The organism is Streptomyces sp. BB1-1-1 (assembly GCF_031597775.1).
GTDB lineage: Bacteria > Actinomycetota > Actinomycetes > Streptomycetales > Streptomycetaceae > Streptomyces > Streptomyces thinghirensis.
The window spans coordinates 1,899,860-1,925,775 of sequence record NZ_CP134203.1; the positions used below are offsets into that span (position 1 = coordinate 1,899,860).

The window sequence follows — 25,916 nt, forward strand, 5'->3', positions numbered from 1 at the left end:
TAGGCGCGGCACGGTCCGGGGCCGACGCGTACGTGGAGCGGGGCCGGGGGGGTCAGGAGCGCCGGACGGGAACGTTGACGTCGGCGACGTTGATGTGGCCCCAGCCCCCGTCGGCCCGGTCGACGACCTCTATGTAGATCCGATCGCCGATGTGGGCGGAGAGGTCGAAGACGACGCGGCGGTACTGCTCGGTGCTGCGGCCGATGGCCTTGGCCAGTACCTTGCCGTCGTCGGCGCGGACGGCGGCCGCGTACAGCCGGTCGGGGTCGTTGCCGCCGGACACGAGCAGGTCGACCGCACCGTCTCCGCCGAGGACCACAGTGGTGGAGCGCAGGACGCCGGTGGCGCCGTCGCCGCCTGCGGAGGGGTTGAAGCCCCACAGGTGGTGGCCGGTCGGGTCGTCTTCGGTCTCGGCCTGGTAGAAGGGGCCGCCCCAGCCCCAGTCGGTGCGGGTGGTGACGTTGGCGTCGCTGAAGGTCGTGCCGGAGACGACGGTCCAGCCGGTGAGGTCGCCGGTGGCGAAGTCGTGGTTGGGCAGCGCGTCGACGTCCGTCGGGCGCGGCGGGTCGTACGCGGCGGGCGCGGCCGGCGTGTCGTAGGCGCCGTTCATGCGCCAGACGTCCAGGGACACGACGCGGGCCGATCCGCCCTCGCTGGACAGGCGCAGGCCGGTGGCGTCCTCGCGGGTGGGATAGACGCGGCTGGTGATGCTGTTGGTCCCGTTGACGTACGCCTCCAGCATCGACCGGTCGAGCAGGACCCTGAGCGTGAGGCGCCCGCCGTCGAGTTCCACGTTGTCTCCGTGGACGCCCTTGCGGACGTCCGGGTCGAGGCTGGAGCGGCTGCGGTCGATCAGGAAGCGGTGCTCGGCCGTGTCGTAGGTCAGCAGGGTTTCCTCGGTGCCGTCGGCGCAGGCCCGTACCGCCAGAGTGATCGTCCGCGCGCCGCGCGGTTCGATGACGGCGCTGATGTCCAGCAGGTCGCCGGAGACCCCGGCGAGCCGCCGGTTCGCTTCCGCCACCGAGGTCTGCCGGATGCGGGCGAGTCGCCGGCCCCGCAGACCGGCGGCCTCGGCGATCGGTTCGACTCCGAGGGTGCCGTCCTGGCGCAGGGAGACGGCCACGGGCATGCCGGCGTTGTGCGCCCAGCCGGACTGGGCGTGCTGCTGCTCGCTGCGGCGGTCCTGGGTGATGCTGAAGACCACGGACCGGCCGTCGGGGGTGACGAAACCGGACGGGCCGGTGAAGTGCTCGCCGAAGTCGAACTCGCGGGGCTTGTCGTGGTCCGGGACGAAGCGGTGCTCGCGCTTGTCGAAGGTGCCGATCCAGTAGTACGTGTGCTTGACGGCGTTCGGGTTGAACCCCTCCCACCACGGACAGATCAGCAGAATGTGCTTGCCGGTGCGCCGGCCGCGGGGACCGGGGAGCGGGAGGAGCACCGGCAGCTCCCACACCTCACCGGGCTCGGGCAGCGTGGCGAGGTCGTTCCGGTGCAACGGACCCCGGTATGTCCAGGGCCCCTCGGGGCGCCGGGCGGTGTAGAGGAGAGCGGTTCCACCGTGCTTGCGGGTGACCCGCGCGCCGTCGTAGTCGACGATGCCGCTGCCGACGAGCTGGTACCAGACGCCGTCCTCCTCCCAGACGAACGGGTCGCGGAAGTTCTCCGCCCACGCGGTTCCCGGACCGGCCGGCAGACCGGCCGGGGCTTCGGTGACCGGCTGGGAGCGCATCGTCCAGGTGGGCAGGTCGGTGTCGCCGTCGGCCTGGTAGGTGGACACGGCAAGACCGGTGCGTTGGCGGTAGGGCAGGCGGTCGTCGCCTCCGGTGAAGAAGAGGACCGGTCCGCGGTCGCCGTCGACGCAGGCGGATCCCGACCAGATGCCGTCCGGGCCGGCCGAGTCCGCGGTGGGGGCGAGGGCGATGGGGAGGTCGCGCCAGTGCACCATGTCGGTGCTGACGGCGTGCCCCCAGTGGATCTGGCCCCAGAAAGGTCCGAGCGGGTCGTGCTGGTAGAAGATGTGGTACTTGCCCTTGAAGTACACGGGCGCGTGCGGCTCGTTCATCCAGTGCCAGGGCGGCAGCATGTGGAACTGGGGGCGGTGCCGGTCGCCGTCGAAACGGGTCCGGTGGGGGGCCAGGTCCGGGCGGGGCACCCGGTGACCGGGCAGCGCGGCGATCCTCTCGGCGTGCTCGCGCCGCGCCGTCGCGTCGTCCAGGGCGCCCGGGCGGATCGCCAGGCTGTCCATGAGGCCCATGTACATGTTGGCGTGGAACTCGCCGTTGAGCAGCGTCGGACGGTTGTGCTTCCCGATGAGGAGGGGCTCGCCGGCCGCCGGTTCGGGGGCCTTGTCCGGGGTGGCCGCGGAGCCGATCAGGTGGCCGTCGAGGTAGAGGCGCAGCCGGCGGTCGGCGGGGGCGTAGGTGGCCGCGACGTGACTCCACCTGCCCTTGGCGGCCGGCCGGTCCGGGACGCCCTGGACCTCGATCAGGTCGGTACCGAAGCCCAGTTGGAAGACGATCTGCCCGAAGCGGCGCAGACCGAGCAGGAAGCCGGTCCTGGCGCCCGGGTCGTGCTGGTTGACCAGGGCCTGGGGCTTGCCGTCGATGCCGTGCTCGTAGGCGTGGGGGGCGATCCACACGTCGACGGTCATGCCGTCGGCGAGGTCGAGCTTGCCCGGCCCTTCGGCGGTGACGTAGGTGGAGTAGCCGTCGAAGTACAAGGCCCGGCCGCGCACGCCACGGCGGCGTACGGGGTCGCTGTCGGGCTTGTACCGGGCGTCGTTGAAGACGTAGTCCACCGGGGTGGCCGATCCGGAGACCGCCTCGCGGGCGACCGCGCCGGACCGCTCGTCGAAGTCCCAGCGGGCGGTGGGCTCATGAGGGCCGGACCGACCGCCGGCGGCAGCGAAAGCGGGCGCGAACGAGAGCGGCACGACGGCGCCGCCGACTGCGGCGGATACGACGCTGAGGGCTGTTCTTCTCCTCATGCTGCCTCCTGGGCTGCGTGACGGACGACGACCTGACGGCCTGCCAATTCGATTTAGGTGATGGGTCGGCATGGTTCGTGCGCCGTCGCCGCTAAAGCAAGAGCTAACGCATACGGATTTCAACTTCGCGTCGCCTAGAAGTGTGTAAACCACCGCAGAGAGCCGTCGTTACGCAGGCGAGATGTCCGGGGTGTTGACAGCGCATGACGAGTGCAGCACCCTCATCGCATCTTGCTAATCCGATTTAGCCGAGCGGAGCTGATCCACCGATGTCCGAACGCCGCGTGACCATGGCCGACGTCGCCCGCGAGGCGGGCGTATCGCCGACGACCGCGTCGTTCGCCCTGTCCGGCCGCACCGACATGCGCATCTCCGACGCCTCCCGGGGGCGGGTCCTGGAAGCGGCCAGTCGACTGGGCTACCGCCCGAACGTCACCGCGCGCAGCCTCCGCACGAAGTCCACGCAGACCATCGGACTCGTCTCGGACCGGATCACCACCACGCCGTTCGCCGGCGACGTGATCCGCGGCGCCATGGAGGCCGCCCGCGAGCATGACCACCTGCTGTTCATCACGGAGGCCGGCGGCGACCGTGCCGCCGAGTCGTCCCTGGTCCACGCGCTGCTGGATCGCCAGGTCGACGCGGTGATCTACGCGACCATGTTCACCCGGTACGTCACTCCGCCCAAGGAACTGTTCGGACGCCGCGTGGTGCTGCTGAACTGCCTGGCCCCGGGTTTCGACGCCCCGTCCGTCGTCCCGGACGAGTTGGAGGCCGGCCGGGGCGCGGCCCGCGCCCTGCTCGCGGCCGGTCACACCGAGGGCATCTGGGCGATCGGCGGCCACCAGGCCGTCCCGGCCACGCCCGAAGGGATCATCGCCGGCAACGAGCGCATGCGCGGCCTGGAGGAAGTACTGCGCGAGGGCGGCGCCCATCTGGACGGTGTCATCGAGTGCGACTGGGACACGCTGGACGGCTACCGGGAGGTGTCCGCCCTGCTGGCGGCGGGGACCCGGCCCCGGGCCTTGGTGTGCCTGGCCGACAGGGTGTCCTTCGGCGCCTACCAGGCGCTCGGTGAGGCGGGGCTGTCGGTGCCGGGCGACGTGTCGGTGATCTCGTTCGACGACCAGGACATCGCCTCCGTGCTGCGGCCGGCGCTCACCACGCTGAAACTGCCGCATTACCAGCTCGGACGCCTCGCTGTGGAGCTCATCCTCCGCGGCGGGCCGCTCGAAGCGGCCGTACACCGCGTACCCATGCCGCTGCGGGAGCGTGCCTCCCTGGGTGCACCCGCCGGGGAGTGACACCGGCACCCGAAGACAGCCGTCCCGCCGCCCGCTCCGATGACCCTGGAGCGGGCGGCGGGACGGCCACCAAGAACAGCGACCGAGGCAACCGGTCGCCAAGGGCGGGTCCTGCAAGACCCGCCTCCGTGAGATGGAGGAACCTCGTGGTGTTCAGAAGAAGGCGCCTCGCGCTTGCGAGTGTAGCCGCCGCGGCGGCGACCGCGCTCGTCGCCGGGTGCGCGTCCGGCACCGGCGGGAGCTCGTCCGGGGCCAGCGGCGACACGCTGACCCTGTGGACGCACAACGCCGGCAACTCGGCCGAGCTCGATGTCGTCAAGAAGATCATCAAAGACTTCAACGAATCCCAGGACAAGTACACGGTCGAGCTGCAGTCGTTCCCGCAGACCGACTACAACAACTCCGTCGTGGCCGCCGCCTCGGCCCGCAAGCTGCCCTGCCTGCTCGACGTCGACGGCCCCAACGTGGCGAACTGGGCCTGGGGCGGCTACCTGGCCCCCATCGACGTCTCCGGCAGCGAGGTGCCGGTGAAGGACCAACTGGCCAGCACCGTCGGGACGTACAAGGACCAGCTGTACTCCTTCGGTTTCTACGACGTCTCCCTGGCCTTCTTCGCCCGCAAGTCCGTCCTGGACGAGCACGGCATCCGCATACCCACCATGGACAAGCCCTGGACCAAGGGCGAGTTCGACGCCGCGCTGGCCGAGTTGGAGAAGAGCGGGAAGTTCGCCTACCCGCTGGAGATGGGCACCGGTGGCAGCGGCGAGTGGTGGCCGTACGCCTATTCCCCGCAGTTGCAGAGCTTCGGCGGCGACCTCATCGACCGCGACGGCTACAAGACCGCCTCCGGCACCCTCGACGGCAAGGACTCCGTCGAGTGGGGCAACTGGTTCCGCTCGCTGGTGACCAAGGGCTACATGGCGAAGAAGTCCGGAGCCGACCCCAACAAGGACTTCCTGGCCGGCAAGAGCGCCATCCAGTGGGACGGCAGCTGGAACGCGGCCAAGAACGCCGACAAGCTCGGCGACGACCTGGCGATCATCCCGCCGGTCGACTTCGGCAAGGGCCCCAAGATCGGCGGCGCCTCCTGGCAGTGGGCGATGAGCTCCACCTGCTCCAACAAGGACGGCGCGCAGGAGTGGCTGAAGTTCTCCCGCCAGACCAAGTACTTCGTCGACTACGCCGAGGCCACCAGCACCATCCCCGCCACGGACGCCGCCGCGCGGCGGATCGCGGACTACCAGCCGGGCGGCAAGTTCGAGGTGCTCGTCCAGTTCGCGCGCGAGTACGCCACGGTGCGTCCGGTCACCCCGGCCTACCCGTACATCTCCACCGAGTTCCAGAAGGCGGCCCAGGACATCCTGGCCGGTGCCGACCCCGAGGGCGCTCTCGGCCAGGCCGCGAAGAACATCGACAACAACCTGAAGACGAACAACAACTACGCAGGCTGACCCGCCCCGGTCCGGTTCGGTCCCCGACCGCGCCGCCCGAACCGGACCGGCTCCCTGGAGATACCGTGACCACCAAGACCGCAGCCCCTGAGCGGCTGCGCCCGGTCCGGCGAACCCGAACGACCAACGCCCGTCGCCGTGAGAGCCTCACCGCCCTCGGCATGGCCACCCCGGCCGTCGTGCTGCTGATCGTCTTCCTCGTCGTACCGGTCGCCCTCGCCTTCGCCCTGGCCTTCACCGACGCGAGGCTCATCTCGCCCACCCCGGCCCGCTTCGTGGGCCTGCGCAACTTCACCCGGCTCTTCGAAGACCCGGTCTTCTACAAGTCCCTGCGCAACACCGCGTACTTCGCCGCCGTCGTCGTCCCGCTCCAGGCCGGCCTCGCCCTGGTCCTGGCACTCCTGGTCAACGCGAAAGTACGGGGCGTCAACTTCTTCCGCACCGTCTACTTCCTGCCGGTCGTCACCTCGATGGTCGTGGTGTCCCTCCTGTGGACCTTCCTCTACCGGGAGGACGGCCTGGTCAACCACGTCATCTCGACGCTCACCCTCGGCCACGTCCAAGGCCCGGACTGGCTGGGCGACCCGGCCACCGCTATGCCCGCCATCATCCTGATGTCGGTGTGGCAGGGTGTCGGCTTCCACATGGTCATCTGGCTGGCCGGCCTGCAGACCATCCCCGCCGAACTGTACGAGGCCGCCGAGATCGACGGCGCCACACCCTGGCACCGCTTCCGCCACGTCACCTGGCCGGGACTGCGCGCCACCCGCACCTTCGTACTCGTCACCATCACGATCGCCGCGTTCAGCCTCTTCACCCAGATCAGGGTGATGACGCAAGGCGGCCCGCTCGACTCCACCACCTCCGTCGTCTACCAGGCGGTACGCACCGGCTACGACCAGCAGCAGACCGCCTACGCGGCGGCCATCTCGCTGATCTTCTTCGTGCTCGTCCTGACCGTGTCGCTCGTCCAGCGCTTCCTGACCCGGGAGAAGGACTGACATGACCTCCCTCCTCAAGCGGCTCGGCGGTCACGCCGGTCGCATAGTCCTTGCCCTGGTCTTCGCGCTCCCGCTCGTCTTCATGCTGGTCTCGTCTTTCAAGACGGACGACCAGATCTTCGGCGACCTGGGTTCGCTGAGCGCCTTCCTGCCGGTCGGAGCCCTGTCGCTGGACAACTACACCGGCATGTTCGAACGGGTCCCCGCGGCACAGTTCCTGCTGAACTCCGTGCTGATCTCGTCGATCACCGTGGTGCTCGGCATCATCGTCAACAGCCTGGCCGCCTTCGCGCTCGCACGGATGCGGTGGTCGGGCCGCAAGCTCGTCCTGACGACGGTCATCGCCACCCTCATCGTGCCCTTCGAGACCTTCGCGCTGCCGCTGGTGTGGTGGGTCAACCAGCTGCCACTGCTCCGCGTGAACGGCTTCCACCTGGAGTGGACCACCGGCTGGATGGACACCTACCAGGTGCAGATCCTGCCGTTCGTCGCCAATGCCTTCTCGATCTTCTTCTTCCACCAGTTCTTCCAGAGCATCCCCAAGGAACTCGACGAAGCGGCGATCATGGACGGCGCCGGCTGGTTCACCATCTACCGGCGCATCGTGATGCCACTGTCCGGTCCGGCCGTCGCCACGGTCGCCATCCTCACCTTTCTGCCCGCCTGGAACTCCTACCTGTGGCCGCTGATGGTCGTACAGAGCGAGGAACTGCGACCGGTGATGGTCGGCATCTCCTACTTCTTCCAGCTGAACGTGGGCTGGGGCCAGATCATGGCCTACGCCTCCATGATCACCGTGCCGATCCTCGCCCTGTTCATGGCGTTCCAGCGGTCGTTCGTCAACAGCATCGCCTCCACCGGCGTCAAGGGCTGACCCCCGCACCGCGCTGACGGTTCCGCCGCGCCCTTATGACTTGCGTGCGCTTCGCACGCCCTGAGAAAGGCCCCGTGTGTCCACGTCGCCTGCCGACCCCCACCTGCCCGCCGTCCATCTGCGACCGCCCCGCAACTGGATCAACGACCCCAACGGCCTGGTCTTCCACGACGGCCACTACCACGTGTTCTTCCAGTACAACCCGCACGGCCCCCAGCACGCGAACGTGCACTGGGGCCACTACCGCAGTCCCGACCTGATCAATTGGGAGCCCTTCCCCGTCGCCCTCACCCCCACCCCGGGCGGCTACGACGCCGACGGCTGCTACTCGGGCAACGCCGTCTCCGACGGCAACCGCATGGTGGCCTTCTACTCCGCCCACCGCAATGACCGCTGGTGGCAGCCGATCACGACCGCCGAGTCGTCGGACAACGGTCGCACCTGGACCAAACGCCCCCACCTGCTCATCCCCGAACCGCCCGCCGACACCACCATGTACCGGGACCCCTACGTCTGGCGGCAGGACGAGCGCTGGCGGATGCTCGTCGGGTCCGCCCTCGACGACGGCCGCGCCGCGGCGCAACTGTACGAGTCCGACGACCTGGAGCACTGGACCTACCGCGGCCCCTTCCACACCAGCGACACCGCCGCCGGCACTGGTCCGATCGGCTGGGAGTGTCCCCAGTACGCCACCTTCGGCGACCGAAGCGCCCTGATCCTCAGCGACTGGACCCCGCAGGACGGCCCCAGCCACACGACCGTCGTCACCGGCCGGGAGAAGGACGGACGCTTCGTAGCGGTCACGGACCCCGTGCCGCTGGACCACGGTCCCGACTTCTACGCCCCCGCCCTGCTGAAGGCCCCCGGGGAAGACCGCTGGCTGATGTGGGGCTGGGCCTGGGAAGCCCGGGACGACGCCTGGGCACACGAAGCGGGGTGGGCAGGCGTGCTCACGCTGCCCCGTGAGGTGAGCCTCACCGCCGACGGCGCGGTCGTCCAGCGCCCCGCCCGCGAGTTGCTGGCCCTGCGCGGCCCGCGCGTCCTGCACGGCACCGGGCACGTCACACGGACCGATCCGGCCGAACTCGGCCGGGTCGGCCACACCTTCGACCTCACCGCCGCCCTCGTGCCGGACACCACCGGTACGAGCGGACTGCGCCTGATCACCTCGGCCGACGGCTCCGAGTACCTCGACATCGGCCTCGACCCCACGGCAGGCCGCCTCGTCGTCGACCGCACCCACGCCTCACCGGACGCGCGGGCACGGGGAGGGACGTACACCGCGCCGTGGCCGGCCGCGGCACGCCCCAACGCCCCCGTCGAACTTGGTGTGATCGTGGACCGCTCGATAGCCGAGGTCTACCTGGCCGACGAGCAGGTCCTCACCCTGAGGTTCTACCCGTCCACCGACGGACCGTGGCGGCTGCAGGTCCGTACGACGGGGTCAGGACACAGCGAGTTCGCCGTCGCGGCCTGGAACCTGACCACGGAAGACCTCCCCCGAGAAGCCCAACTGGCGGGCCGGGGAACACAGGGCGCTTGATGCCCGGGCCGCACGAACCCTGAAGGCCGGCCCGCCCGCACACGGACAGGCCACGCGCCCTCCGCACCGTGTGCGGCAGGCATGTCCACCGCAGCGCCCCACGCCCTTACGGCGCCCTCGGCTGCGTTCCGTGGCGCGGGGCGACAGCCTCGCGCCCTACCTGAGAGGCAGACAGTCACCATGGCCCGACCCGGGTCCCCCGGCAGCGTCGACGTCCTCGGCGAGTGCGTCGCCGACATCTTCGAGGACCACGACCGGTCCGATCCCGGCGGACTGGCCCTGCGGGCGCTGGCCGGTGGAGGCCCGGCCAACACCACTGTCGCCCTCGCCCGACTCGGCACCCCCACCCGCTTTCTCGGACGCTTCTCCCATGACGCCTTCGGCACCCTCTTCCGCGCCCGTCTCAGCGCCTCCGGCGTCGACCTGACCGGCAGCGTGACCACGTCCGAGCCCAGCACGCTCGCCGTCGCCGACCTCGACGCGACCGGCCAGGCCGTCTACACCTTCTACGCCGACGGCGCCGCCGACTGGCAGTGGACCGACAGCGAACTCGCCGCGACGCGGAACGACGACGTGGTCTGTCTGCACACCGGCTCCCTCGCGCTGATCCGCCGGCCCGGTGGCAGCCGGATCGAGGAACACCTCGCACAGGTCCGCGAGCGCGCCACCATATCCGTCGACCCCAACGTCCGCCCCCTGCTCGTACCGCCCTCCGCCTACCGCGAACGGCTGCCCCACTGGTGCGCCGTCACCGACATCCTCCGCCTCAGCGAGGACGACTGTGCCCTCCTTGCGCCTGGTTCGGGTCTCGAAGAAGCCTGTGACACCTGGCACACTGCCGGTGCGCGCCTTGTCGTCCTCACCCTCGGCGGGCGCGGCGCCCTCGCATCCCTGGACGGCGAACGCGTCACCGTCAAGGCCCCGTCCGTGACCGTCGCGGACACGGTCGGTGCCGGGGACTCCTTCACCGCGGGCCTGCTCCACCGCCTCGCCGGCCTCGGGCACCTGGGCGGCCGACTCGACAGGCTGACCCTCGACGACCTCACCGACGCCTGCTCGTTCGCCGCCCACGTCGCCGCCCTGACGTGCTCCGTCCCCGGCGCGAACCCGCCCTGGGCGGAGGAGTCGAGGCCAGGGCACGGCGTCGGACGACTCCTGCCGCGGCCAACGGACTGAAGGGCTCCAGCCGCCTCTGGGACTTTTCTGGGACTTTCAGCGGCGTCAAGTGGCACGACGGTGAAAGAAGGGAAAGGTCATCTCCCCAGGTCAGGGACATCTAAACGGCTCATGACCACCGATCCGCAGGACTTGGTGCCCGTCGCCCGGCTGGTCGGCGACGGCCACGCGCAACGGCTGTGGCAGGGACAGTCGCTGAGCCCGGCATCTCGCCGACGTCAGCGTCGAGCACGGGTACGCCGCTGCGGCGGAGGACCTGCGCGAGATCCTCACCGCCTTTCACTACGACTGACGCTGATTTCGCGGGAGCTGAACGAATCAGCGGCTCCAGACGGCCGGGCTCCTCGGAGCCTGGCCGACCGCCCGCTCAACCGTCGGACAGGCTCCGTACGACGTACGTCATGTGCTGGAGGTTTCCCGCCCGCAGCCACTCCGTGGGCCCGCCCACACCCTCACTGCTCGTTAGCGGACCGTTCGCACAGTCAGTCAGCCACTCCTCACCCTGCCCGGCCCCAGAACCCCGAAATTCAGGCAGCTCGGTGATCCGGCGGGCCGCGACACGGTTGACGGCGACCCGGTCCGGCCCTCGGGTCAGCGTCTTGACGACGAAGTACGAGCTGTCGGTCGTGTAACGGAGCGCACCCCAGGGTGGGCCGCCCTTCCTCCCCGGCGCCGGGGCCTGCGCGAGGGCGCCGGGGGGCTGCACCCCGTAATCGCCGTAGCCAAGCAGCTGGGCGTAGGCCCGGCCCGTCGCGCGCACCTCGTGCCACATGCGCCACTCCGCCCGCGATGCCTCGCACGATCCCTCCTCCAGCATGTCGGCGGTGGCCCGCGGAAAGCCGCCACCGAGCAGGGCGGCGCTCCGCCAGACCACCAAGGGCATCAGCGCGTCGAGGGCGCGCAGCGCCTCCTTGCCCGCGTCGGGCCGGTCGTCGAGGACCTCGCCCATGTCGAGCAGCAGATCCAGGGGCATTTCCGGACCGGTCAGCGCCAGCAAGCCCCTGACGCCCTCTCCGAGGCGGCCGTCCCACTCCCCCGTGACCCGGACCCGCACGCCCAGGCCGCGCAGGCAGCGGCGGGCCGTCTCCACGGCCGCCACCTGCTGCTCCGCGCTCCTCTCCGGCCCCGTAACCGGTCGCATCCGCCCCAACTCGCAGTAGACGGCCAACGCTTCGGCGAGGGCGGCGGTTTGGGTGTCCTCACCGAAGGGGGCGTCGATCCATCCACCGTGACGGCTCACAACACTCACTCGATCGACGTACGTGCCGACCACCGTGTCCATCGTCTCCGGTAGCACCCCAGGCAATGGCGGCAGGTTCCACAGCGGCCTGATCGCGGCCCGGACGTCCGGCCAGAGCCGCCGGAAGGCCCCGGCCGCGTGCGGCTTCGTCGGCAGAACGGGAACATAGAGCGGTCCGGACATCGCGGTTCCCCCTCGGCACCGTCCGTGCGCATCCCTTCCCGCCAGGGTCCGTTCATCTCGAAGCAGTTGAAAAGAGGGCGATTTCGGCCCGCGTGGCCGACGTGGGCAAGTGACTGGTGAGGGGGTGACGCGAGTTGCACGCTTCGTGATGGGCCGTTGGCCGGACGCTCCAATTGGACGATGCACAGAAGGAACTGAGCGGCGCTCAGTGGGGACGGTCGGCTCGGGCGCGGCCGGCAAGTCCAATACCGGTGCGAGGGTGAAGCAACCGAAGGCCCATGCGCACAGGCCAGCGCCCGCGACCGGCCATCGCCGCAGGTCATGGCCCTGGCCAGTCTCTCCGGAGCATCGGAAAGGCTTGGGGCTTCTCAGGCCCGGGAAATGAGTATGCGGCTGCGCGGCGTCAGACGATCATGTGAGTGTGACCGATCAGTTGGCGATCAGTAACTTGACTCTGCGGCACAGGATTCCGGACGACTGGGCGGCGGACCCCTGGGCCGAGGTGCGACCTCTGATCGACGGCGTGGACGTTCTGAGGGAAGTCCATCCGGAAGGGCTCGCACTCAGTTGCCGGCACTGGACAGGCCCGGCCGAGAGCTGGCCGCTGGCGGTCACGGAGGAGCCGCGCAGGGTCAAGATCACCGAGCCGACCTGCACCGCCGGCTGCTGCGGCGCCCTGTACGTCACCATGCGCCGCGAGGGCGACCGGGTGATCTGGGACGCCTGGGAGAACACCAGCGATGTCACCGCCTTGCCCGCGGATGTCTGCTTCAGTGCTGCCCAGTACGAAGCCGAACTCGCGCGGGCCGCGGCGGACCGCAGTTGGGAGGAGCCGGTGGACACCATCGCCCGGCTGCTCGAGCGGACTCTTGCGGGCAGTGGCTGGTTCGAGCAGTGGGGCTGCGTCCTGACGAGTGTCCGGCCACGGCGTGAGGAGCCCGACGTTCCCGAGGAGCTGACCAGCCCCGAGGGCGTCGATGTCGAGTTTCGTCAGGTCCGGGCGTCGGGGGAACGTTCATGTTCCTACGGGTACGAGTTGTTCGTCACCCACGATCGGTCCGTGGAGGAGCAGGTACGGCGGCTCGCGGCCGGCATTCTCGCGGACGATCCGCGGAAGACTGCTGAGCTTCGTGAACACTGAGGGCCAGGGCCGACCCCCTTGCGTGGGCGAGGGTTCAGCAGCCGCCGGAGGAGGCGGGGGTACCGGTGCCGATGCTCAGCGTGGCGGGGGCCGCGCAGCAACCGCCGCCCTCGTCGCCCTCCCCGCTCTGCGCGGCGTCGGGTTCGTCGAACAGGCCCGCGCCGCCGCAGACTCCGGTCTCCGGCAGGGTCAGCTCCACTCGCTCGGCCGCCTCGTGGTCTCCGGCCAGGGCGGCGGCGATGGAGCGGACCTGCTCGTAGCCGGTCATGGCGAGGAACGTGGGGGCGCGGCCGTAGGACTTCATGCCGGCCAGGTACACGCCCTGTTCCGGGTGGGAGAGTTCCTTCACCCCGTGCGGATAGACCGTGCCGCAGGAGTGGGCGTTCGGGTCGATCAGCGGGGCGAGTGCGGTCGGGGCCTGGAGGCGCTCGTCGAGGCCGAGGCGGAGTTCGGAGAGGAAGGAGAGGTCGGGGCGGAATCCGGTCAGGACGATGATCTCGTCGACCGGGTCCAGGCGGCGGCCGTCCTCGGCGACGAGGACCAGTCGGTCGCCGTCCCGCTCGACGGCCTCCGTGCGGAATCCGGTGGCGGTGCTCGCGTGTCCCGCCTCCACCGCCGCCTTGGCTCGCAGGCCGAGGGCGCCGCGGGCCGGGAGCTGGTCGGCCTCGCCGCCGCCGTACGTGGCGTCGCCGATGCTCCGGCGCAGGACCCACACCGCGTGCGTGTCCGCATCCTCTCCGGCCAGGTCGGACAGCACAGCGAGGGCGGTGAAGGCGGAGGCGCCGGAGCCGACGACCGCTGTGCGCTTGCCCGCGTACCGGGCTCGTACGGCCGGGTCCTTCAGGTCCGGGACGCGGTGGGCGATGTGGTCGGCCGCCGCCCTCTCGCCGAGGGCGGGGAGGCCGTTCGCGCCCATCGGGCCGGGTACGGACCAGGTGCCGGAGGCGTCGATGACGGCGCGGGCGGTGACGCGCTCCTCGCCGCCGTCCGCCGTCTCGATGTGCACGGTGAAGGGCTGCTCGTCCCGGCCGGAGTCGACGATCCGGTCCCGCCCGGCGCGGGCCACGCCGCTGACCCACGCTCCGTAGCGGACCTTGTCGCCGAGGATGTCGGCGAGCGGCTGGAGGTAGCGCTCGGCCCAGTCACCGCCGGTCGGGTAGGTCGTACCTTCGGGGCGGACCCAGCCGGTCGGGGCGAGCAGCTTCTCGGCCGCCGGGTCGGTGACCTCGGCCCACGTCGAGAACAGGCGGACGTGCGACCAGTCACGGACGGCACTTCCGGCGGACACGCCGGCCTCCAGGACCAGGGGTTCCAGGCCGCGTTCGACGAGGTGTGCGGCGGCGGCCAGGCCGATCGGGCCGGCTCCGATGACCACGACGGGCAGGTGCTGCTTGTCCATGGCGGTGGTTCCTTCGGTTTCTTGGGCGCGGGCGGGCGGGGTGGGGGGGGCGGTCCTTGCTTCGATAACCGTCAATGGCTTGTGCGGCCAGCGTGGCACCTGCTTCGATGAACGTCAAGATAGATATTCATCTAATCAAGAGACAGGAGGGGTCGGCATTGGTTCGACGTGTGTCAACATAGACGTATGTCGAATGTCCCGGCACTGCCGCTTCTGGAAACCGAGGCCCCCGGCGCCGCGGTGCCGTGCTGCCCGCCGCTGAGCGAGCGCCCCTTCACCGCCGAGGAAGCCGAGCGGACCGCGCGGATGTTCAAGGCGCTCGGGGACCCGGTACGGCTGCGGCTGTTCTCGGCGGTTGCCTCGCATGAGGGCGGTGAGGCGTGCGTCTGCGACGTTTCCGACGTCGGCGTCTCCCAGCCGACCGTCTCCCACCACCTGAAGAAGCTCAAGGAGGCCGGGCTGCTCACCTCCGAGCGGCGCGGAACCTGGGTCTACTACCGCGTCGAACCGTCGGTGCTGGCGGCCATGGGGCAGTTGCTGGCCGTCCGGTAGTCCACCCGGCGAGGAGCGCAGGGGGTCAGTAGTCCCTTCGTCAGCAGTCCCCTCGTCAGCAGTCCCTTCCCGCGGTGGTGACGGCGGACGGGGCGAACCTCTTGCGCCAGGCCAGGGACACGTAGACGAGGCCGATCAGTACGGGCACCTCGATGAGGGGTCCCACGACGCCCGAGAGGGCCTGGCCGGAGGTCACGCCGAAGGTGGCGATGGCGACGGCGATGGCCAGCTCGAAGTTGTTGCCGGCGGCGGTGAAGGCGAGGGTGGCCGTCCGGTCGTAGGCGAGGCCGATCGCCTTGCCCAGCAGGAAGGTCCCGGCCCACATGACGGCGAAGTACACCAGCAGTGGCAGCGCGATGCGCACGACGTCGAGGGGCTGCGAGGTGATGGTCTTCCCCTGCAGGGCGAAGAGGACGACGATCGTGAAGAGCAGGCCGTAGAGCGCCCAGGGGCCGATCTTCGGCAGGAACTTCCGCTCGTAGCTCTCGCGCCCCATCCTCTCCTCGCCGATGCGGCGGGTGAGGAACCCGGCGAGGAGCGGGATGCCGAGGAACACGACGACGTTGAGCGCGATCTTCCACACGGAAACGTCGAGGCCCTGTCCGTCACCGAGGCCGAGCCACTGGGGCAGCAGGTCGAGGTAGAACCAGCCGAGCAGCCCGAACGCGATGACCTGGAAGACCGAGTTGAGGGCGACCAGGACGGCGGCGGCCTCGCGGTCACCGCACGCGAGGTCGTTCCAGATGATGACCATGGCGATGCAGCGGGCCAGGCCGACGATGATCAGGCCGGTGCGGTACTCGGGCAGGTCCGGCAGGAAGATCCAGGCCAGCGCGAACATGATGGCCGGGCCGACCAGCCAGTTGATGACCAGCGAGGAGACCATCAGCCTCTTGTCGCCGGTGACGGCGTCGAGCCTGTCGTAGCGGACCTTGGCCAGTACCGGGTACATCATGACCAGCAGGCCCAGTGCGATCGGCAGGGAGATCCCGCCGACCTCCAGGTGCGCGAGGGCGTCGTTCATACCGGGGACCATGCGTCCCAGGCCGAGGCCCACCGCCATGGCGATGAGGATCCAGACGGCGAGGAAGCGGTCGAGCGTCGACAGCTTCGCGACGACGGAGGACTCCTCGGCGGTCGTCGCGGGTGCTTCGGTGCGGGTCACGGGCAGGCCCTCTTGTTGTCGGCGGCACGACGTGCGGACTCGGCCAGATCGGCGAACCGGCCGGCGAGCGAGGCGATGACGTCCGGGCGGAGCTTGTAGTACGTGTAGCGGCCGCACGGCTCCGTCTCGACGACCCCGGCCTCGCGCAGCACTCTCAGATGGTTGGAGAGGTTGGTCTGCCGGGCACCGGTCTCCTCCACGAGGTGGGTGGTGCACAGCGTCTCTTCGGCGAGCAGGGTCACGATTCGCAGCCTGAGCGGATCCGCCAGAACCCGGATCAGATCAGTGTCGACTGACGTCATCATGTGCTGATACTTTCACATCAGTGGTGGCTGACACCACCGGGTGCTGAAGTCATTCCGCGCCTGATGCCGTCACGAGAGTAGAGAGACCTCCTGATGTCCGACCAGCCCTCCGTGCTGTTCGTCTGTGTCCACAACGCCGGCCGCTCGCAGATGGCCGCCGCGTGGCTGACCCACCTGGCCGGGGACCGCGTCGAGGTCCGCTCCGCCGGCTCGAACCCCGGCGACCACGTCAACCCCGCCGCCGTCGAGGCCATGCGCGAGATCGGCATCGACATCTCCGCCGAGGTACCCAAGATGCTCACCGTGGACGCGGTGCGGGAGTCCGACGTCTGCATCACCATGGGCTGCGGCGACACCTGCCCCGTCTTCCCCGGCAAGCGGTACCTGGACTGGCGGTTGGCGGACCCGGCAGGTCAGGGCGTCGAGGCCGTCCGTCCCATCCGCGACGAGATCAGGGTGCTGGTCGAGGGCCTGATCGAGGAGATCGCGCCGGAGCCGCCGTCGTCGGCGGTGGCCCGCTGACGACCACGGCCGAGGCCGAGGACTTCCTCGCGGAACGTGCGGGCTGCGGCTCTGGGGTTCCCTCGGGGACTCATATATCGTCTCCCGATATCGGGGCCCGTAAAGTGCGGGCCTCGGTCGCCGAGGAGTGTGCCCATGAGCAAGCCATCGACCGCCACCGGTCTGCCGGACGAGTTGCGGCGCAGGCTCGGTGTGCCCGACGCCGTGGTGATCGGCCTCGGCTCGATGATCGGCGCGGGGATCTTCGCCGCGCTCGCCCCGGCGGCACAGGCGGCCGGGTCCGGTCTGCTGCTGGGCCTGGCCCTGGCTGCCGTGGTCGCGTACTGCAACGCGACCTCCTCCGCCCGGCTGGCCGCCCGCTACCCGGCCTCCGGAGGCACTTACGTCTACGGCCGTGAACGCCTGGGCGACTTCTGGGGCTACCTGGCCGGCTGGGCCTTCGTCGTCGGCAAGACCGCCTCCTGCGCGGCGATGGCACTCACGGTCGGCTCCTACGTGTGGCCCGGGCAGGCGCACGCGGTCGCGGTCGCGGCGGTGGTGGCGTTGACGGCCGTGAACTACACGGGCGTGCAGAAGTCCGCCCTCCTCACGCGCGCGATCGTCGCGGTCGTCCTCGCCGTGCTCGCCGCCGTGGTCGTCGCCGCCCTCACCTCCGGCGAGTCCGACACCGGGCGGTTGCACATCGGCTCGGGCGCCTCCTTCGGCGGGGTGCTCCAGGCGGCGGGCCTGCTGTTCTTCGCCTTCGCCGGGTACGCGCGCATCGCCACGCTCGGCGAAGAGGTCCGCGACCCCGCCCGCACCATCCCCCGGGCGATCCCGCTCGCACTCGGCATCACCCTGGTCGTCTACGCCCTCGTCGCCATGGCCGTTGTGACAGTGCTCGGCACCGAGGGACTTGCGGACGCCACGGCACCGCTGTCGGACGCGGCAGAGGCCGCGGGCGTCGGCTGGCTCGCGCCCGTCGTACGGGCCGGCGCCGCCGTCGCGGCGCTCGGTTCGCTGCTCGCGCTGGTCCTCGGCGTGTCCCGCACCACCTTGGCCATGGCCCGCGACCGGCACCTGCCGCACGCGCTCGCCGCGGTCCACCCGAGGTTCAAGGTGCCGCACCGGGCCGAGCTGGCAGTCGGCGCCGTAGTGGCCGTGGTCGCGGCGACGGTGGACGTGCGCGACGCGATCGGGTTCTCCTCCTTCGGCGTGCTGGCCTACTACGCCGTCGCCAACGCCTCCGCCTGGACCCTCGGCCCCGGCGAGGGCCGCCCGCCCCGCCTGGTCCCCGCTGTCGGTCTGATCGGCTGCCTGGCACTGGCCTTCGCCCTGCCGTCGGCCTCGGTCGTCGCCGGGGCCGCGGTGCTGGTGGCCGGTGGCGTCGCCTACTGGGTACGCCGGTCGATCACCGCCCGCAGGCGGTAGGCGCAGCCCGCCCGCAGGCCGTAGGGGCAGCCCGCCCGGACGGGCACGCGCGGCCCAGACCTCGCGCCGTCGGCGGGCGACGGGCGACGGGCGACGGGCGACGGGCGACGGGCGACGGGCGACGGGCGACGGGCGACTAACGACCGGCGACGGGCGACCGGCGACCGGCGACGGGCGACCGGCGACCGGCGACCGGCGACGGGCGACGGGCGACGGGCGACGGGCGACGGGCGACTAACGACCGGCGGCCACGGCCCACGGCCCACGGCCCACGGCCAGGCTCCTACGGCATCTCCCCGCCAAGGACCTCCCGGGCCAGCTCCGCCAGGGCCCTGCGGTCCTCGGCGAGGGCCTGCCCCCCGGCCTCCGTGGCGCGGTAGACCCGCCTGGCGCGCCCGTCGACGACGCGCTGCTCGGAGACCAGAAGCCCGTCGGCCTCCAGCCGGTGCAGTGTCGGATACAGCGTGCCGGGGCTGATCCGGTAGCCGTGCCGGGCCAGTTCCTCGGCCATCCACGCGCCGTGGATCTCCTCCTCGGACGCATGGTGAAGGATGTGCAGCCGCACCGCGCCCCGCTGGAACTCCCGCACCGTGGGCCCACCTCCGGCAGTGACGAATCCGATATCGGGGCCCGATTCTACGCCCGGTGCCGTCCTGGCGGACCGCTGCCTCAGTGGCCGCCGGTGAGCTGTCCGGCCAGCCTCTCGTGCATGTCGGCGCTGGGCTCGTTGAGGCCGGTGAAGGTGACCTTCTTGCCGCGCTGGGCGTACTTGGTCTCGATGGCGTCCAGGGCCGCGACGGAAGAGGCGTCCCAGATGTGGGTACCGGACATGTCGATGACGACGTCGTCGGGGTCGTCCTTGTAGTCGAACTGGTGGACGAGGTCGTTGGAGGAGGCGAAGAACAGCTCACCGGTGACCGAGTAGACGACCTGCTTGCCGTCGGGGTCGACCACGCCGGAGACGTTGGCCAGGTGGGCGACGCGCTTGGCGAAGATGATCATCGCGGTGACGGAGCCGACGACGACGCCGACGGCGAGGTTGTCGGTGGCGACCACGACGATCACCGTGATCGCCATGACGACGGTCTCGCCCAGCGGCATGCGCTTGAGGGTCCTGGGCCGGACGGAGTGCCAGTCGAACGTACCGACCGAGACCATGACCATGACGGCGACGAGGGCCGCCATGGGGATGTCGGAGACGACCGGGCCGAAGACGATGCACAGCACCATGAGGAAGGAGCCGGCCAGGAAGGTGGACAGGCGGGTACGGGCGCCGGACACCTTCACGTTGATCATGGTCTGGCCGATCATGGCGCAGCCGCCCATGCCACCGAAGAAGCCGGTGACGATGTTGGCGATGCCCTGGCCGACGGACTCGCGGGTCTTGTTCGAGCGGGTGTCGGTGATGTCGTCGACGAGCTTGGCCGTCATCAGCGACTCCATCAGGCCCACCAGCGCCATGGCGAGGGCGTAGGGCGCGATGGTCGTCAGCGTGTCCATGGTGAACGGGACGTCCGGCAGGCCGGGAACGGGCAGGGAGGAGGGCAGCTCGCCCTTGTCGCCGACCGTGGGGACGGCGATACCGGCCGCGACGGTGATCACGGTCAGCACGATGATGGAGACCAGCGGCGCCGGAACCACCTTGGTGACCTTGGGGAAGAACACCATGAGGGCCAGACCGGCCGCGATGAGCGGGTAGACGGCCCAGGGGACGTCGTGCATCTCCGGCACCTGGGCCATGAAGATCAGGACGGCCAGGGCGTTGACGAAGCCGACCATCACCGAGCGGGGGACGAACCGCATCAGTCTGGCCACACCGAGGGCGCCGAGGATCACCTGGAAGACACCGGCCAGGATGACGGCGGCGACCAGGTAGCCCAGCCCGTACTCATGGTTGAGGGGGGCGATGACCAGGGCGACCGCGCCGGTGGCGGCGGAGATCATCGCCTTGCGGCCCCCCACCACGGAGATCACGACCGCCATGGTGAACGAGGCGAACAGTCCGATACTGGGGTCGACACCGGCGATGATCGAGAAGGAGATGGCCTCCGGGATGAGCGCCAGGGCCACGACCAGGCCGGCCAGCACCTCGGTGCGCAGGACCTTCGGAGAGGCAAGCCAGTCGGGCTTGGACATGCGGAACCTGGGAGCTGCGGACAGCGGTGAGGACATGCAACCGTTCCTGTTCAGGCGCGCGCGTCCGTTGCCGCTGGACACACGCGCGGGGTGTACGTGATCCCACCTGGGTGCGGAATCCCCCGGCGGCCCGGCCGCTTCGGCGGGGGCCTTGCCGGACAGGGCGGCAGCCCCTCGGCCACCGGTCGGGCATCATTGCCTGGAAGTCTTGGTGCCGTCAGAGGCCCGTCGGGGCCTGTGCCGCGGCGGTTCCGCCCCTACCGCGCACTGAGCCGGCGGGGACGAACACGCCCGCAACTCTACCCTGACGTGAGGGCAGAGTGCGAACGGACGACAGAGGGAGATGGCTCAGCGATGACGGAACACCGGCAGATGCAGATCGGCCAGGTGGCCGAGCGGACCGGTTTGTCGCTGCGCACCATCCGTCACTACGAGGAAGTCGGCCTGGTCGTTCCCTCGGCCCGCAGCAAGGGGGGCTTCCGGCTCTACACGGCCGCGGACGTCGACCGGCTGATGGTGATCCGCCGCATGAAGCCGCTCGATTTCTCCCTGGACGAGATGCGGGACCTGCTGGAGATCACCGACCGGCTCGCCGCTTCCGAAGACCCTCCCACCGGAGAGGAGAGGGAGCTGCTGCGGGAACGGCTGGACTCCTACCGGAAGGTGGCCGACGCGCGCTGTGAGACGCTGCGCGCCCGGCTGGCGATGGCCGAGGACTTCGCCGCCACGCTCCAGCAACGGCTGGCGAACGAGTCCGGAAGTCTGACCCAGCGGTAGCGACTCGTCGCTCACACGGGGTAGCTCGGCACTCGCGCGGCATTTCCCGCTTTTCCTACAGCGCTACTGTCGAGCCGGTGTGAATTCAGATTGGGTAAGTATCGCAGAAACCGTTCACTCGACTGCCGCGCATCCGACGGAGTAGGCAGACGTTACTTCGGATATGACAGAGGAATACGGGGAATTGGTGACGCTTGGGCCGTACATTTACCGGCCCGGCAGAAACCACTGTCCGTCACCGAGCGACGGAACTCTGACCAGAGGCGGGCTCCCCGTCCCGCTCCGTGTGACCGAGCCCGTACTGCAACGCTTCCTGGATGTCATGACCGAGCTGGAAACCAGCCTCGCCGAGCGCTGGGGACGGTCCCAGGCGTCCCTGAACTGCACCCGGGCGGAGTGACCCGGGCATCGTGTACGAGGAACAGACCCACCATCACATGCCCTACGGCGAAGGCTCGTTCCGGTCCGCGGGCGGCCCCGGCCGGCACCGGGCGCCCGAGGAAGCTTTCCAGGAGACCCTGGTCCCGCCGGAACCCGGCTGGGACCCGGCCGAAGAACTCGCGTTCCTGCTCCAGGACGCGATGGAACAGCGGACCACCATTGTTCACGGGACGACGGAAACATCGGCGATCGCCCCCGTGCCGGGCACGCCACTGAGCAATTTGCAGGAAATCACGGCGGAACTGCCACCGTTGAGAGAATCCCCCGCGAGCCACCGCAGAGTCCGCAGGACGAAGGTGAGCCGGCTACGCGCCGCAAGTCTTTTCGTCGCGGCGCTCGCCGCGGTCATCGCGGCCTCCGTGAGCCTGTTCGGCGGCATGGTGGCCTACGAACCGCTGCGCCTGGCAGCCGTGACCCGCACGCGCGGCAGCGTCGTGTCCTGGTGGCCGCTGCTGGTGTACGGGCCCTGGCTGGTGGCGTCGCTGGCCGTCCTGCGGTCCGCGTTGCACCAACGTCGCGCGGTCCACTCGTGGGCCGTGGTCCTGCTGTTCTCCGCCATCGCGATGCTGCTGTGCATCGCCCAGGCGCCCAGAACACTGGGCGACGGTGCGGCCGCGGCCCTGCCGGGCCTGGCGTCGCTGGTCTGCTTCCAGCAGATCGTCCGCCAGATCACGCTCACCCGTCCGCCCCGGCGAGCGGTGCCGCGCCACCGCCAGCGCCCCCCGTCCACGCCGGAACCGGGCGACGACGCGGAGAGACCCGCGGTCCCGGACGCGGTGTCCCTGCCCAATCAGCGGCGGCATCCCCCGCACTCGCCGCGGTCCGACACCGGGGCCCGGAAGCGGCCCTGACCGGGCGGGTCCCGCATCGGCGGTCGGTCGGTGCGGGACCCGGGGCCCGCGGGCCTCGGCCGGTCAGCCCTCGGTCAGGGTCACGTCCTGGCCGTGCCGTGCGTGGAAGCTCGGGAGCGGCAGACCGCCCATGGGCCGCAGCTCCATCAGGGTGGCCTCCACGTGGGCCGCGCCGGGCTTCAGGGCGTTCCCGGAGGGCGTGCCCGTGTTGACCCAGCGGTGCTCCAGGCCGTCGCAGACCGCGCGGGTACCGCCGATGCCGTGCCGGACGGACGGCTCGCTCTGGCTCACCGTGGAGCTGACGAAGACGGGGCCGGTGCCGGCGGTGCACCGGTAGGTGCCGGAGAGGGTGACGGTGCCGTCCGCGGCGAGACGTCCGGTCGGGTCGACCGTCACCGACTCCGTGACGTGACGGGCGTCGTGGGGGGCCGCGGTCGCGGCGGGGGCGGCCAGCAGGAGCAGGGCGGCGCCGGCGGCCGTGGCGAGGGCCGCGGATCGTACGGGCATGGGGGGACCTCCCGGTCGGTCGGAATGGGGGGTTCCACTGGTACCGGGCGGACGGGCCGACGGCGGTGACCGTCACCCCTTCGGTGGCGAGTCCCCTTCGGTGGCGAGTCCGCGTCGGTGGCGAGTCCGCGTCGGCCGTCGCGGAACCGTCGCCGGGTCGTCCGGGTGTTGTCACGCTTGCCGCCCCGGTATTGGCGATGACTTCCCGCCGGGCGCACGGTCTGTACATGCGACGGTCCCGAGGACGGGACGGTCTCCCGACGTGGAGGTGCGCCATGTGTACCCACCGGCCTTCCTGCCCCGCAGCCGGCTCCCCCGCCGCGCGGAGCGTGACCGCGCACGTCGTCGCCGCCCACCCCGAACAGGGGTGGAACCTGCTGTGCGACGGCACGATCGTCTTCGACGACACCGGCGAGCTGCGGCCCGACGGCCGGGTCGTCGCGCCGCACCGGGTGACCGCGGGGCGCCTGGCGATGGCGGCCTGAGCGCCCCGCGGGGGGCGCTCAGGCCTTCTCGGCGATGAACTCCCGCAGCAGGGAGGCGAGCAGCTCCGGCTGGTCCTCGGCGATCAGCGTCCGGGCGTCCTCCACTTCCACCAGCCGCCCCTTCGGGAGGAGTTCGGCCAGGCGCCGGCCGTGGGCGCGGGGCATCATCAGGTCCTCGATCGCCCAGACCACGAGCGCGGGCCGGTCGAACCTCCGCAATCCCTGGGCCGCCTCCAGCAGTTCGTCGCGGCGGACGTGGGTGTTGTAGTGCCGGAAGTCGCGCCGGACGGCCGGGTCGGTGCGCAGCGGGCGCAGCCAGCCGTCGACGACCGCGTCCGGCACGGGCCGCTTGGTGAGCGCGCCGATGCCGACGGGCAGGCGGCGCAGCGGTTTCAGCCCGAGGACGCGGACCAGCAGGGACACGCCCCCGGGTGTCCGGCAGGCGAGGCCGATCATCTTCCCGGGCAGCCCCGGCGGGTAGTTGTCGAACGCCTCGCAGGCGACGAGCGCCAGCCGCGCGAGGCGTTCGGGGTGCCGGGCCGCCACCGTCTGGGCCCGTCCGCAGTCGCTCTCGACCAGGGTGACGTCGGTCAGGTCGAGGCGGTCGAGGAACTCCGCGATCAGTTCGTTGACGAGGTCCGGCGTGGGCGGCCGGGACATGGCCCGGCGGTGGGCGCCGTAGGGCAGGGTCGGCGCGATGACCCGGTGGTCGGTGCGCAGGTCGGCGAGGACCTCGCGCCAGACGGTCGCGTCGTGGACGAGGCCGTGGAGGAGGACGACGACCGGGCCGTCGCCGCCGGTGTCCTCGTACTCGATGGTTCCCGCGCTCAGTTCGATGTCCGGCATGCCGGAACTCTAGGGCGGGCGCGGGATTTACGGCAGTGGGGCCTACGGCAGTACGGCGAATCCGTCGAGTTCCACCAGCGCCCGTTCGTCCCACAGGCGTACGACCTCCACGACCGCCATCGCCGGGTAGTCGCGGCCGGCCAGCTCGCGCCAGGTGCGGCCGAGGTCGACGGCGTGGGTGCGGTAGGCGGCGACGTCCGTGGCGTAGACGGTGACGCGGGCGAGGTCGGCGGGGGTGCCGCCGGCGGCGCGCAGGGCAGTCAGCAGGTTGGTGAGGGCCAGCTCGAACTGGGCTTGGAGGGTGTCTCCCGTGACCTTGCCGTCGGTGTCGAGGGCGGTCTGGCCGGCCAGGAACACGACGCGGGTGCCGGTGGCGACGACGGCGTGGGAGAAGCCGGTGGGCGGGGAGAGTTCGGGCGGGTTCACCCGTTCGGCGGTCATGTCCCGGCCTCCTCGGTCGTCGAGTCCAGCGTTCGGTACAGCTCCTTGGCGATGATGCCGCGTTGCACCTCGCTCGCGCCCTCGTAGACGCGGGGGGCGCGCACCTCGCGGTAGAGGTGTTCGAGGAGGTGGCCGCGGCGCAGAGCGCGGGCGCCGTGCAGTTGGACAGCCTTGTCGACGACGTACTGGGCGGTCTCGGTGGCGAGGAGTTTCGCCATCGCGGCGCGCCGCGGGACGTCCGGTGCGCCCTCGTCGTACGCCGTCGCCGCCGCGTACACCATCAGGCGGGCCGCCTCGGTGCGCAGGGCCATCTCGGCGACCTGGTGGGCGACGGTCTGGAGGTCGCGCAGCTTGCCGCCGAAGGCGTCGCGGGCGGCGGTGTGCGCGAGGGTGGCGTCCAGGGCGGCCTGCGCCATGCCGACGGCGAAGGCGCCGACGCTGGGGCGGAACAGGTTGAGGGTCCCCATGGCGACCCGGAAGCCGCGGTCCGGCTCGCCGAGCACGTCGTCGGCGGTGACGGGTACGGCGTCGAAGCCGAGGGCGCCGATGGGGTGCGGGGAGAGCATGTCGAGCGGGGTGCCGGTGAGGCCGGGGCGGTCGGCGGGCACGAGGAAGGCGGTGACGCCGCGGGCGCCGGCGCCCGGGGTGGTGCGGGCGAAGACGGTGTAGAAGTCGGCCTCGGGGGCGTTGGAGATCCAGCACTTCTCGCCGGTGAGCCGCCAGCCGGTGCGGCCGTCGGACCGGGTGTCCGGGTGCGCGGCGAGCCCCAGCGCCGCCGCGTCCGAGCCGGCGTCGGGCTCGCTGAGGGCGAAGGCGGCCACCGCGCTGCCGTCGCTCACCCGGGGCAGCCAGCGGACGCGCTGGGCCTCGGTGCCGTGGGCGTGCACCGGGTGGGCGCCGAGGCCCTGGAGGGCGAGGGCGGTCTCGGCCTCGGTGCAGGCGTGGGCGAGGGACTCGCGCATCAGGCACAGGTCGAGCGCGCCCGAGGTGAACAGCCGGGGCAGCAGGCCGAGGGCGCCGAGTTCGGCGAGGAGGGCACGGTTCACGCGGCCCGGTTCGCCCTTCTCGGCCAACGGGCGCAGCCGTTCGGCGGCGAGGGCGCGCAGCTCGGCACACCAGGTGAGTTGTGCCGGTTCGAGCGAGAATGCGGTCATCGCCGGTCCCTTCCCCTGCTCCCCTG

General features: G+C 70.9%; 24 protein-coding genes. 13 read left to right on the forward strand and 11 right to left on the reverse strand.

Annotated features, from left to right (window positions below; all coding sequences use genetic code 11):
* Positions 1-52: 52 nt before the first annotated feature.
* Positions 53-2,986, reverse strand: coding sequence for a GH32 C-terminal domain-containing protein (locus tag RI578_RS08760; RefSeq protein WP_310870577.1), 2,934 nt, complete (start codon positions 2,984-2,986; stop codon positions 53-55).
* 269 nt (positions 2,987-3,255) lie between these two features.
* Here RI578_RS08760 and RI578_RS08765 point away from each other — a divergent pair, with 269 nt between their 5' ends.
* From RI578_RS08765 to RI578_RS08790, 6 genes are all read left to right on the forward strand, one after another.
* Positions 3,256-4,290, forward strand: coding sequence for a LacI family DNA-binding transcriptional regulator (locus tag RI578_RS08765; RefSeq protein ID WP_310870578.1), 1,035 nt, complete (start codon positions 3,256-3,258; stop codon positions 4,288-4,290).
* 146 nt (positions 4,291-4,436) lie between these two features.
* Entirely contained in the window at positions 4,437-5,741 is a 1,305-nt protein-coding gene (locus RI578_RS08770; RefSeq protein ID WP_310870579.1) for a sugar ABC transporter substrate-binding protein, read from the forward strand.
* 65 nt (positions 5,742-5,806) lie between these two features.
* Entirely contained in the window at positions 5,807-6,742 is a 936-nt protein-coding gene (locus tag RI578_RS08775) for a sugar ABC transporter permease (protein WP_310870580.1), read from the forward strand.
* Position 6,743: 1 nt separating this feature from the next.
* Positions 6,744-7,616 (forward strand): carbohydrate ABC transporter permease, encoded by an 873-nt coding sequence (locus tag RI578_RS08780; protein ID WP_310870581.1) that lies wholly within the window; start codon positions 6,744-6,746, stop codon positions 7,614-7,616.
* Positions 7,617-7,692: 76 nt separating this feature from the next.
* Positions 7,693-9,159 (forward strand): glycoside hydrolase family 32 protein, encoded by a 1,467-nt coding sequence (locus RI578_RS08785; protein WP_310870582.1) that lies wholly within the window; start codon positions 7,693-7,695, stop codon positions 9,157-9,159.
* A gap of 180 nt (positions 9,160-9,339) precedes the next feature.
* A complete protein-coding gene (locus tag RI578_RS08790) occupies positions 9,340-10,335 on the forward strand; it encodes a carbohydrate kinase (RefSeq protein ID WP_310870583.1) in 996 nt (331 codons plus the stop codon).
* Between the two features lie 367 nt (positions 10,336-10,702).
* Here RI578_RS08790 and RI578_RS08795 read toward each other — a convergent pair whose 3' ends face one another.
* On the reverse strand, positions 10,703-11,758 hold the full coding sequence (locus RI578_RS08795) for a beta family protein (RefSeq protein WP_310870584.1): 1,056 nt from the start codon (positions 11,756-11,758) through the stop codon (positions 10,703-10,705).
* 421 nt (positions 11,759-12,179) lie between these two features.
* On the opposite strand from RI578_RS08795, the gene RI578_RS08800 reads away from it, so the two are divergent.
* Complete coding sequence (locus RI578_RS08800; protein ID WP_310870585.1) at positions 12,180-12,899, forward strand: hypothetical protein; 720 nt, start codon at positions 12,180-12,182, stop codon at positions 12,897-12,899.
* Positions 12,900-12,933: 34 nt separating this feature from the next.
* On the opposite strand, the gene RI578_RS08805 is transcribed toward RI578_RS08800, so the two are convergent.
* Positions 12,934-14,298 carry an NAD(P)-binding domain-containing protein gene (locus RI578_RS08805; protein ID WP_310870586.1) on the reverse strand — a complete coding sequence of 455 codons (1,365 nt, stop codon included), beginning with the start codon at positions 14,296-14,298 and terminating at the stop codon, positions 12,934-12,936.
* Positions 14,299-14,484: 186 nt separating this feature from the next.
* Between RI578_RS08805 and RI578_RS08810 the strand changes: the two genes are divergently transcribed.
* Entirely contained in the window at positions 14,485-14,850 is a 366-nt protein-coding gene (locus RI578_RS08810) for a metalloregulator ArsR/SmtB family transcription factor (RefSeq protein ID WP_310870587.1), read from the forward strand.
* A gap of 55 nt (positions 14,851-14,905) precedes the next feature.
* Here RI578_RS08810 and arsB read toward each other — a convergent pair whose 3' ends face one another.
* Together arsB and RI578_RS08820 are read right to left on the reverse strand one after the other, a co-directional pair.
* Positions 14,906-16,015 carry an ACR3 family arsenite efflux transporter gene (gene arsB / locus RI578_RS08815; protein WP_310870588.1) on the reverse strand — a complete coding sequence of 370 codons (1,110 nt, stop codon included), beginning with the start codon at positions 16,013-16,015 and terminating at the stop codon, positions 14,906-14,908.
* Positions 16,012-16,320 carry a metalloregulator ArsR/SmtB family transcription factor gene (locus RI578_RS08820; RefSeq protein ID WP_310870589.1) on the reverse strand — a complete coding sequence of 103 codons (309 nt, stop codon included), beginning with the start codon at positions 16,318-16,320 and terminating at the stop codon, positions 16,012-16,014. Before RI578_RS08820 ends, arsB begins: the two co-directional genes overlap by 4 nt.
* A gap of 93 nt (positions 16,321-16,413) precedes the next feature.
* Here RI578_RS08820 and RI578_RS08825 point away from each other — a divergent pair, with 93 nt between their 5' ends.
* Together RI578_RS08825 and RI578_RS08830 are read left to right on the forward strand one after the other, a co-directional pair.
* Positions 16,414-16,842, forward strand: a complete 429-nt coding sequence (locus RI578_RS08825; protein WP_310870590.1) for an arsenate reductase ArsC — start codon at positions 16,414-16,416, stop codon at positions 16,840-16,842.
* Positions 16,843-16,977: 135 nt separating this feature from the next.
* Complete coding sequence (locus RI578_RS08830; protein ID WP_310870591.1) at positions 16,978-18,252, forward strand: APC family permease; 1,275 nt, start codon at positions 16,978-16,980, stop codon at positions 18,250-18,252.
* 283 nt (positions 18,253-18,535) lie between these two features.
* On the opposite strand, the gene RI578_RS08835 is transcribed toward RI578_RS08830, so the two are convergent.
* Entirely contained in the window at positions 18,536-18,841 is a 306-nt protein-coding gene (locus tag RI578_RS08835; protein WP_310870592.1) for a PadR family transcriptional regulator, read from the reverse strand.
* Positions 18,842-18,921: 80 nt separating this feature from the next.
* Positions 18,922-20,424 carry a SulP family inorganic anion transporter gene (locus RI578_RS08840; RefSeq protein ID WP_310870593.1) on the reverse strand — a complete coding sequence of 501 codons (1,503 nt, stop codon included), beginning with the start codon at positions 20,422-20,424 and terminating at the stop codon, positions 18,922-18,924.
* Positions 20,425-20,742: 318 nt separating this feature from the next.
* Between RI578_RS08840 and RI578_RS08845 the strand changes: the two genes are divergently transcribed.
* A complete protein-coding gene (locus RI578_RS08845) occupies positions 20,743-21,165 on the forward strand; it encodes a MerR family transcriptional regulator (protein WP_310870594.1) in 423 nt (140 codons plus the stop codon).
* A gap of 437 nt (positions 21,166-21,602) precedes the next feature.
* Positions 21,603-22,457 (forward strand): DUF2637 domain-containing protein, encoded by an 855-nt coding sequence (locus RI578_RS08850; RefSeq protein WP_310870595.1) that lies wholly within the window; start codon positions 21,603-21,605, stop codon positions 22,455-22,457.
* Positions 22,458-22,520: 63 nt separating this feature from the next.
* Here the strand turns inward: RI578_RS08850 and RI578_RS08855 are convergent, their stop codons facing one another.
* Positions 22,521-22,964 (reverse strand): DUF6299 family protein, encoded by a 444-nt coding sequence (locus RI578_RS08855; RefSeq protein ID WP_310870596.1) that lies wholly within the window; start codon positions 22,962-22,964, stop codon positions 22,521-22,523.
* 275 nt (positions 22,965-23,239) lie between these two features.
* Between RI578_RS08855 and RI578_RS08860 the strand changes: the two genes are divergently transcribed.
* Positions 23,240-23,449, forward strand: a complete 210-nt coding sequence (locus tag RI578_RS08860; RefSeq protein WP_310870597.1) for a DUF5999 family protein — start codon at positions 23,240-23,242, stop codon at positions 23,447-23,449.
* Between the two features lie 18 nt (positions 23,450-23,467).
* Here RI578_RS08860 and RI578_RS08865 read toward each other — a convergent pair whose 3' ends face one another.
* Genes RI578_RS08865 through RI578_RS08875 form a run of 3 tightly spaced genes read right to left on the reverse strand, consistent with a single transcriptional unit; the run spans position 23,468 to position 25,890 of the window.
* A complete protein-coding gene (locus RI578_RS08865) occupies positions 23,468-24,295 on the reverse strand; it encodes an alpha/beta hydrolase (protein ID WP_310870598.1) in 828 nt (275 codons plus the stop codon).
* 42 nt (positions 24,296-24,337) lie between these two features.
* Positions 24,338-24,736 carry a RidA family protein gene (locus tag RI578_RS08870; protein ID WP_310870599.1) on the reverse strand — a complete coding sequence of 133 codons (399 nt, stop codon included), beginning with the start codon at positions 24,734-24,736 and terminating at the stop codon, positions 24,338-24,340.
* Positions 24,733-25,890, reverse strand: a complete 1,158-nt coding sequence (locus RI578_RS08875; RefSeq protein WP_310870600.1) for an acyl-CoA dehydrogenase family protein — start codon at positions 25,888-25,890, stop codon at positions 24,733-24,735. The genes RI578_RS08870 and RI578_RS08875 overlap by 4 nt, the downstream gene beginning before the upstream one ends.
* Positions 25,891-25,916: the final 26 nt, after the last annotated feature.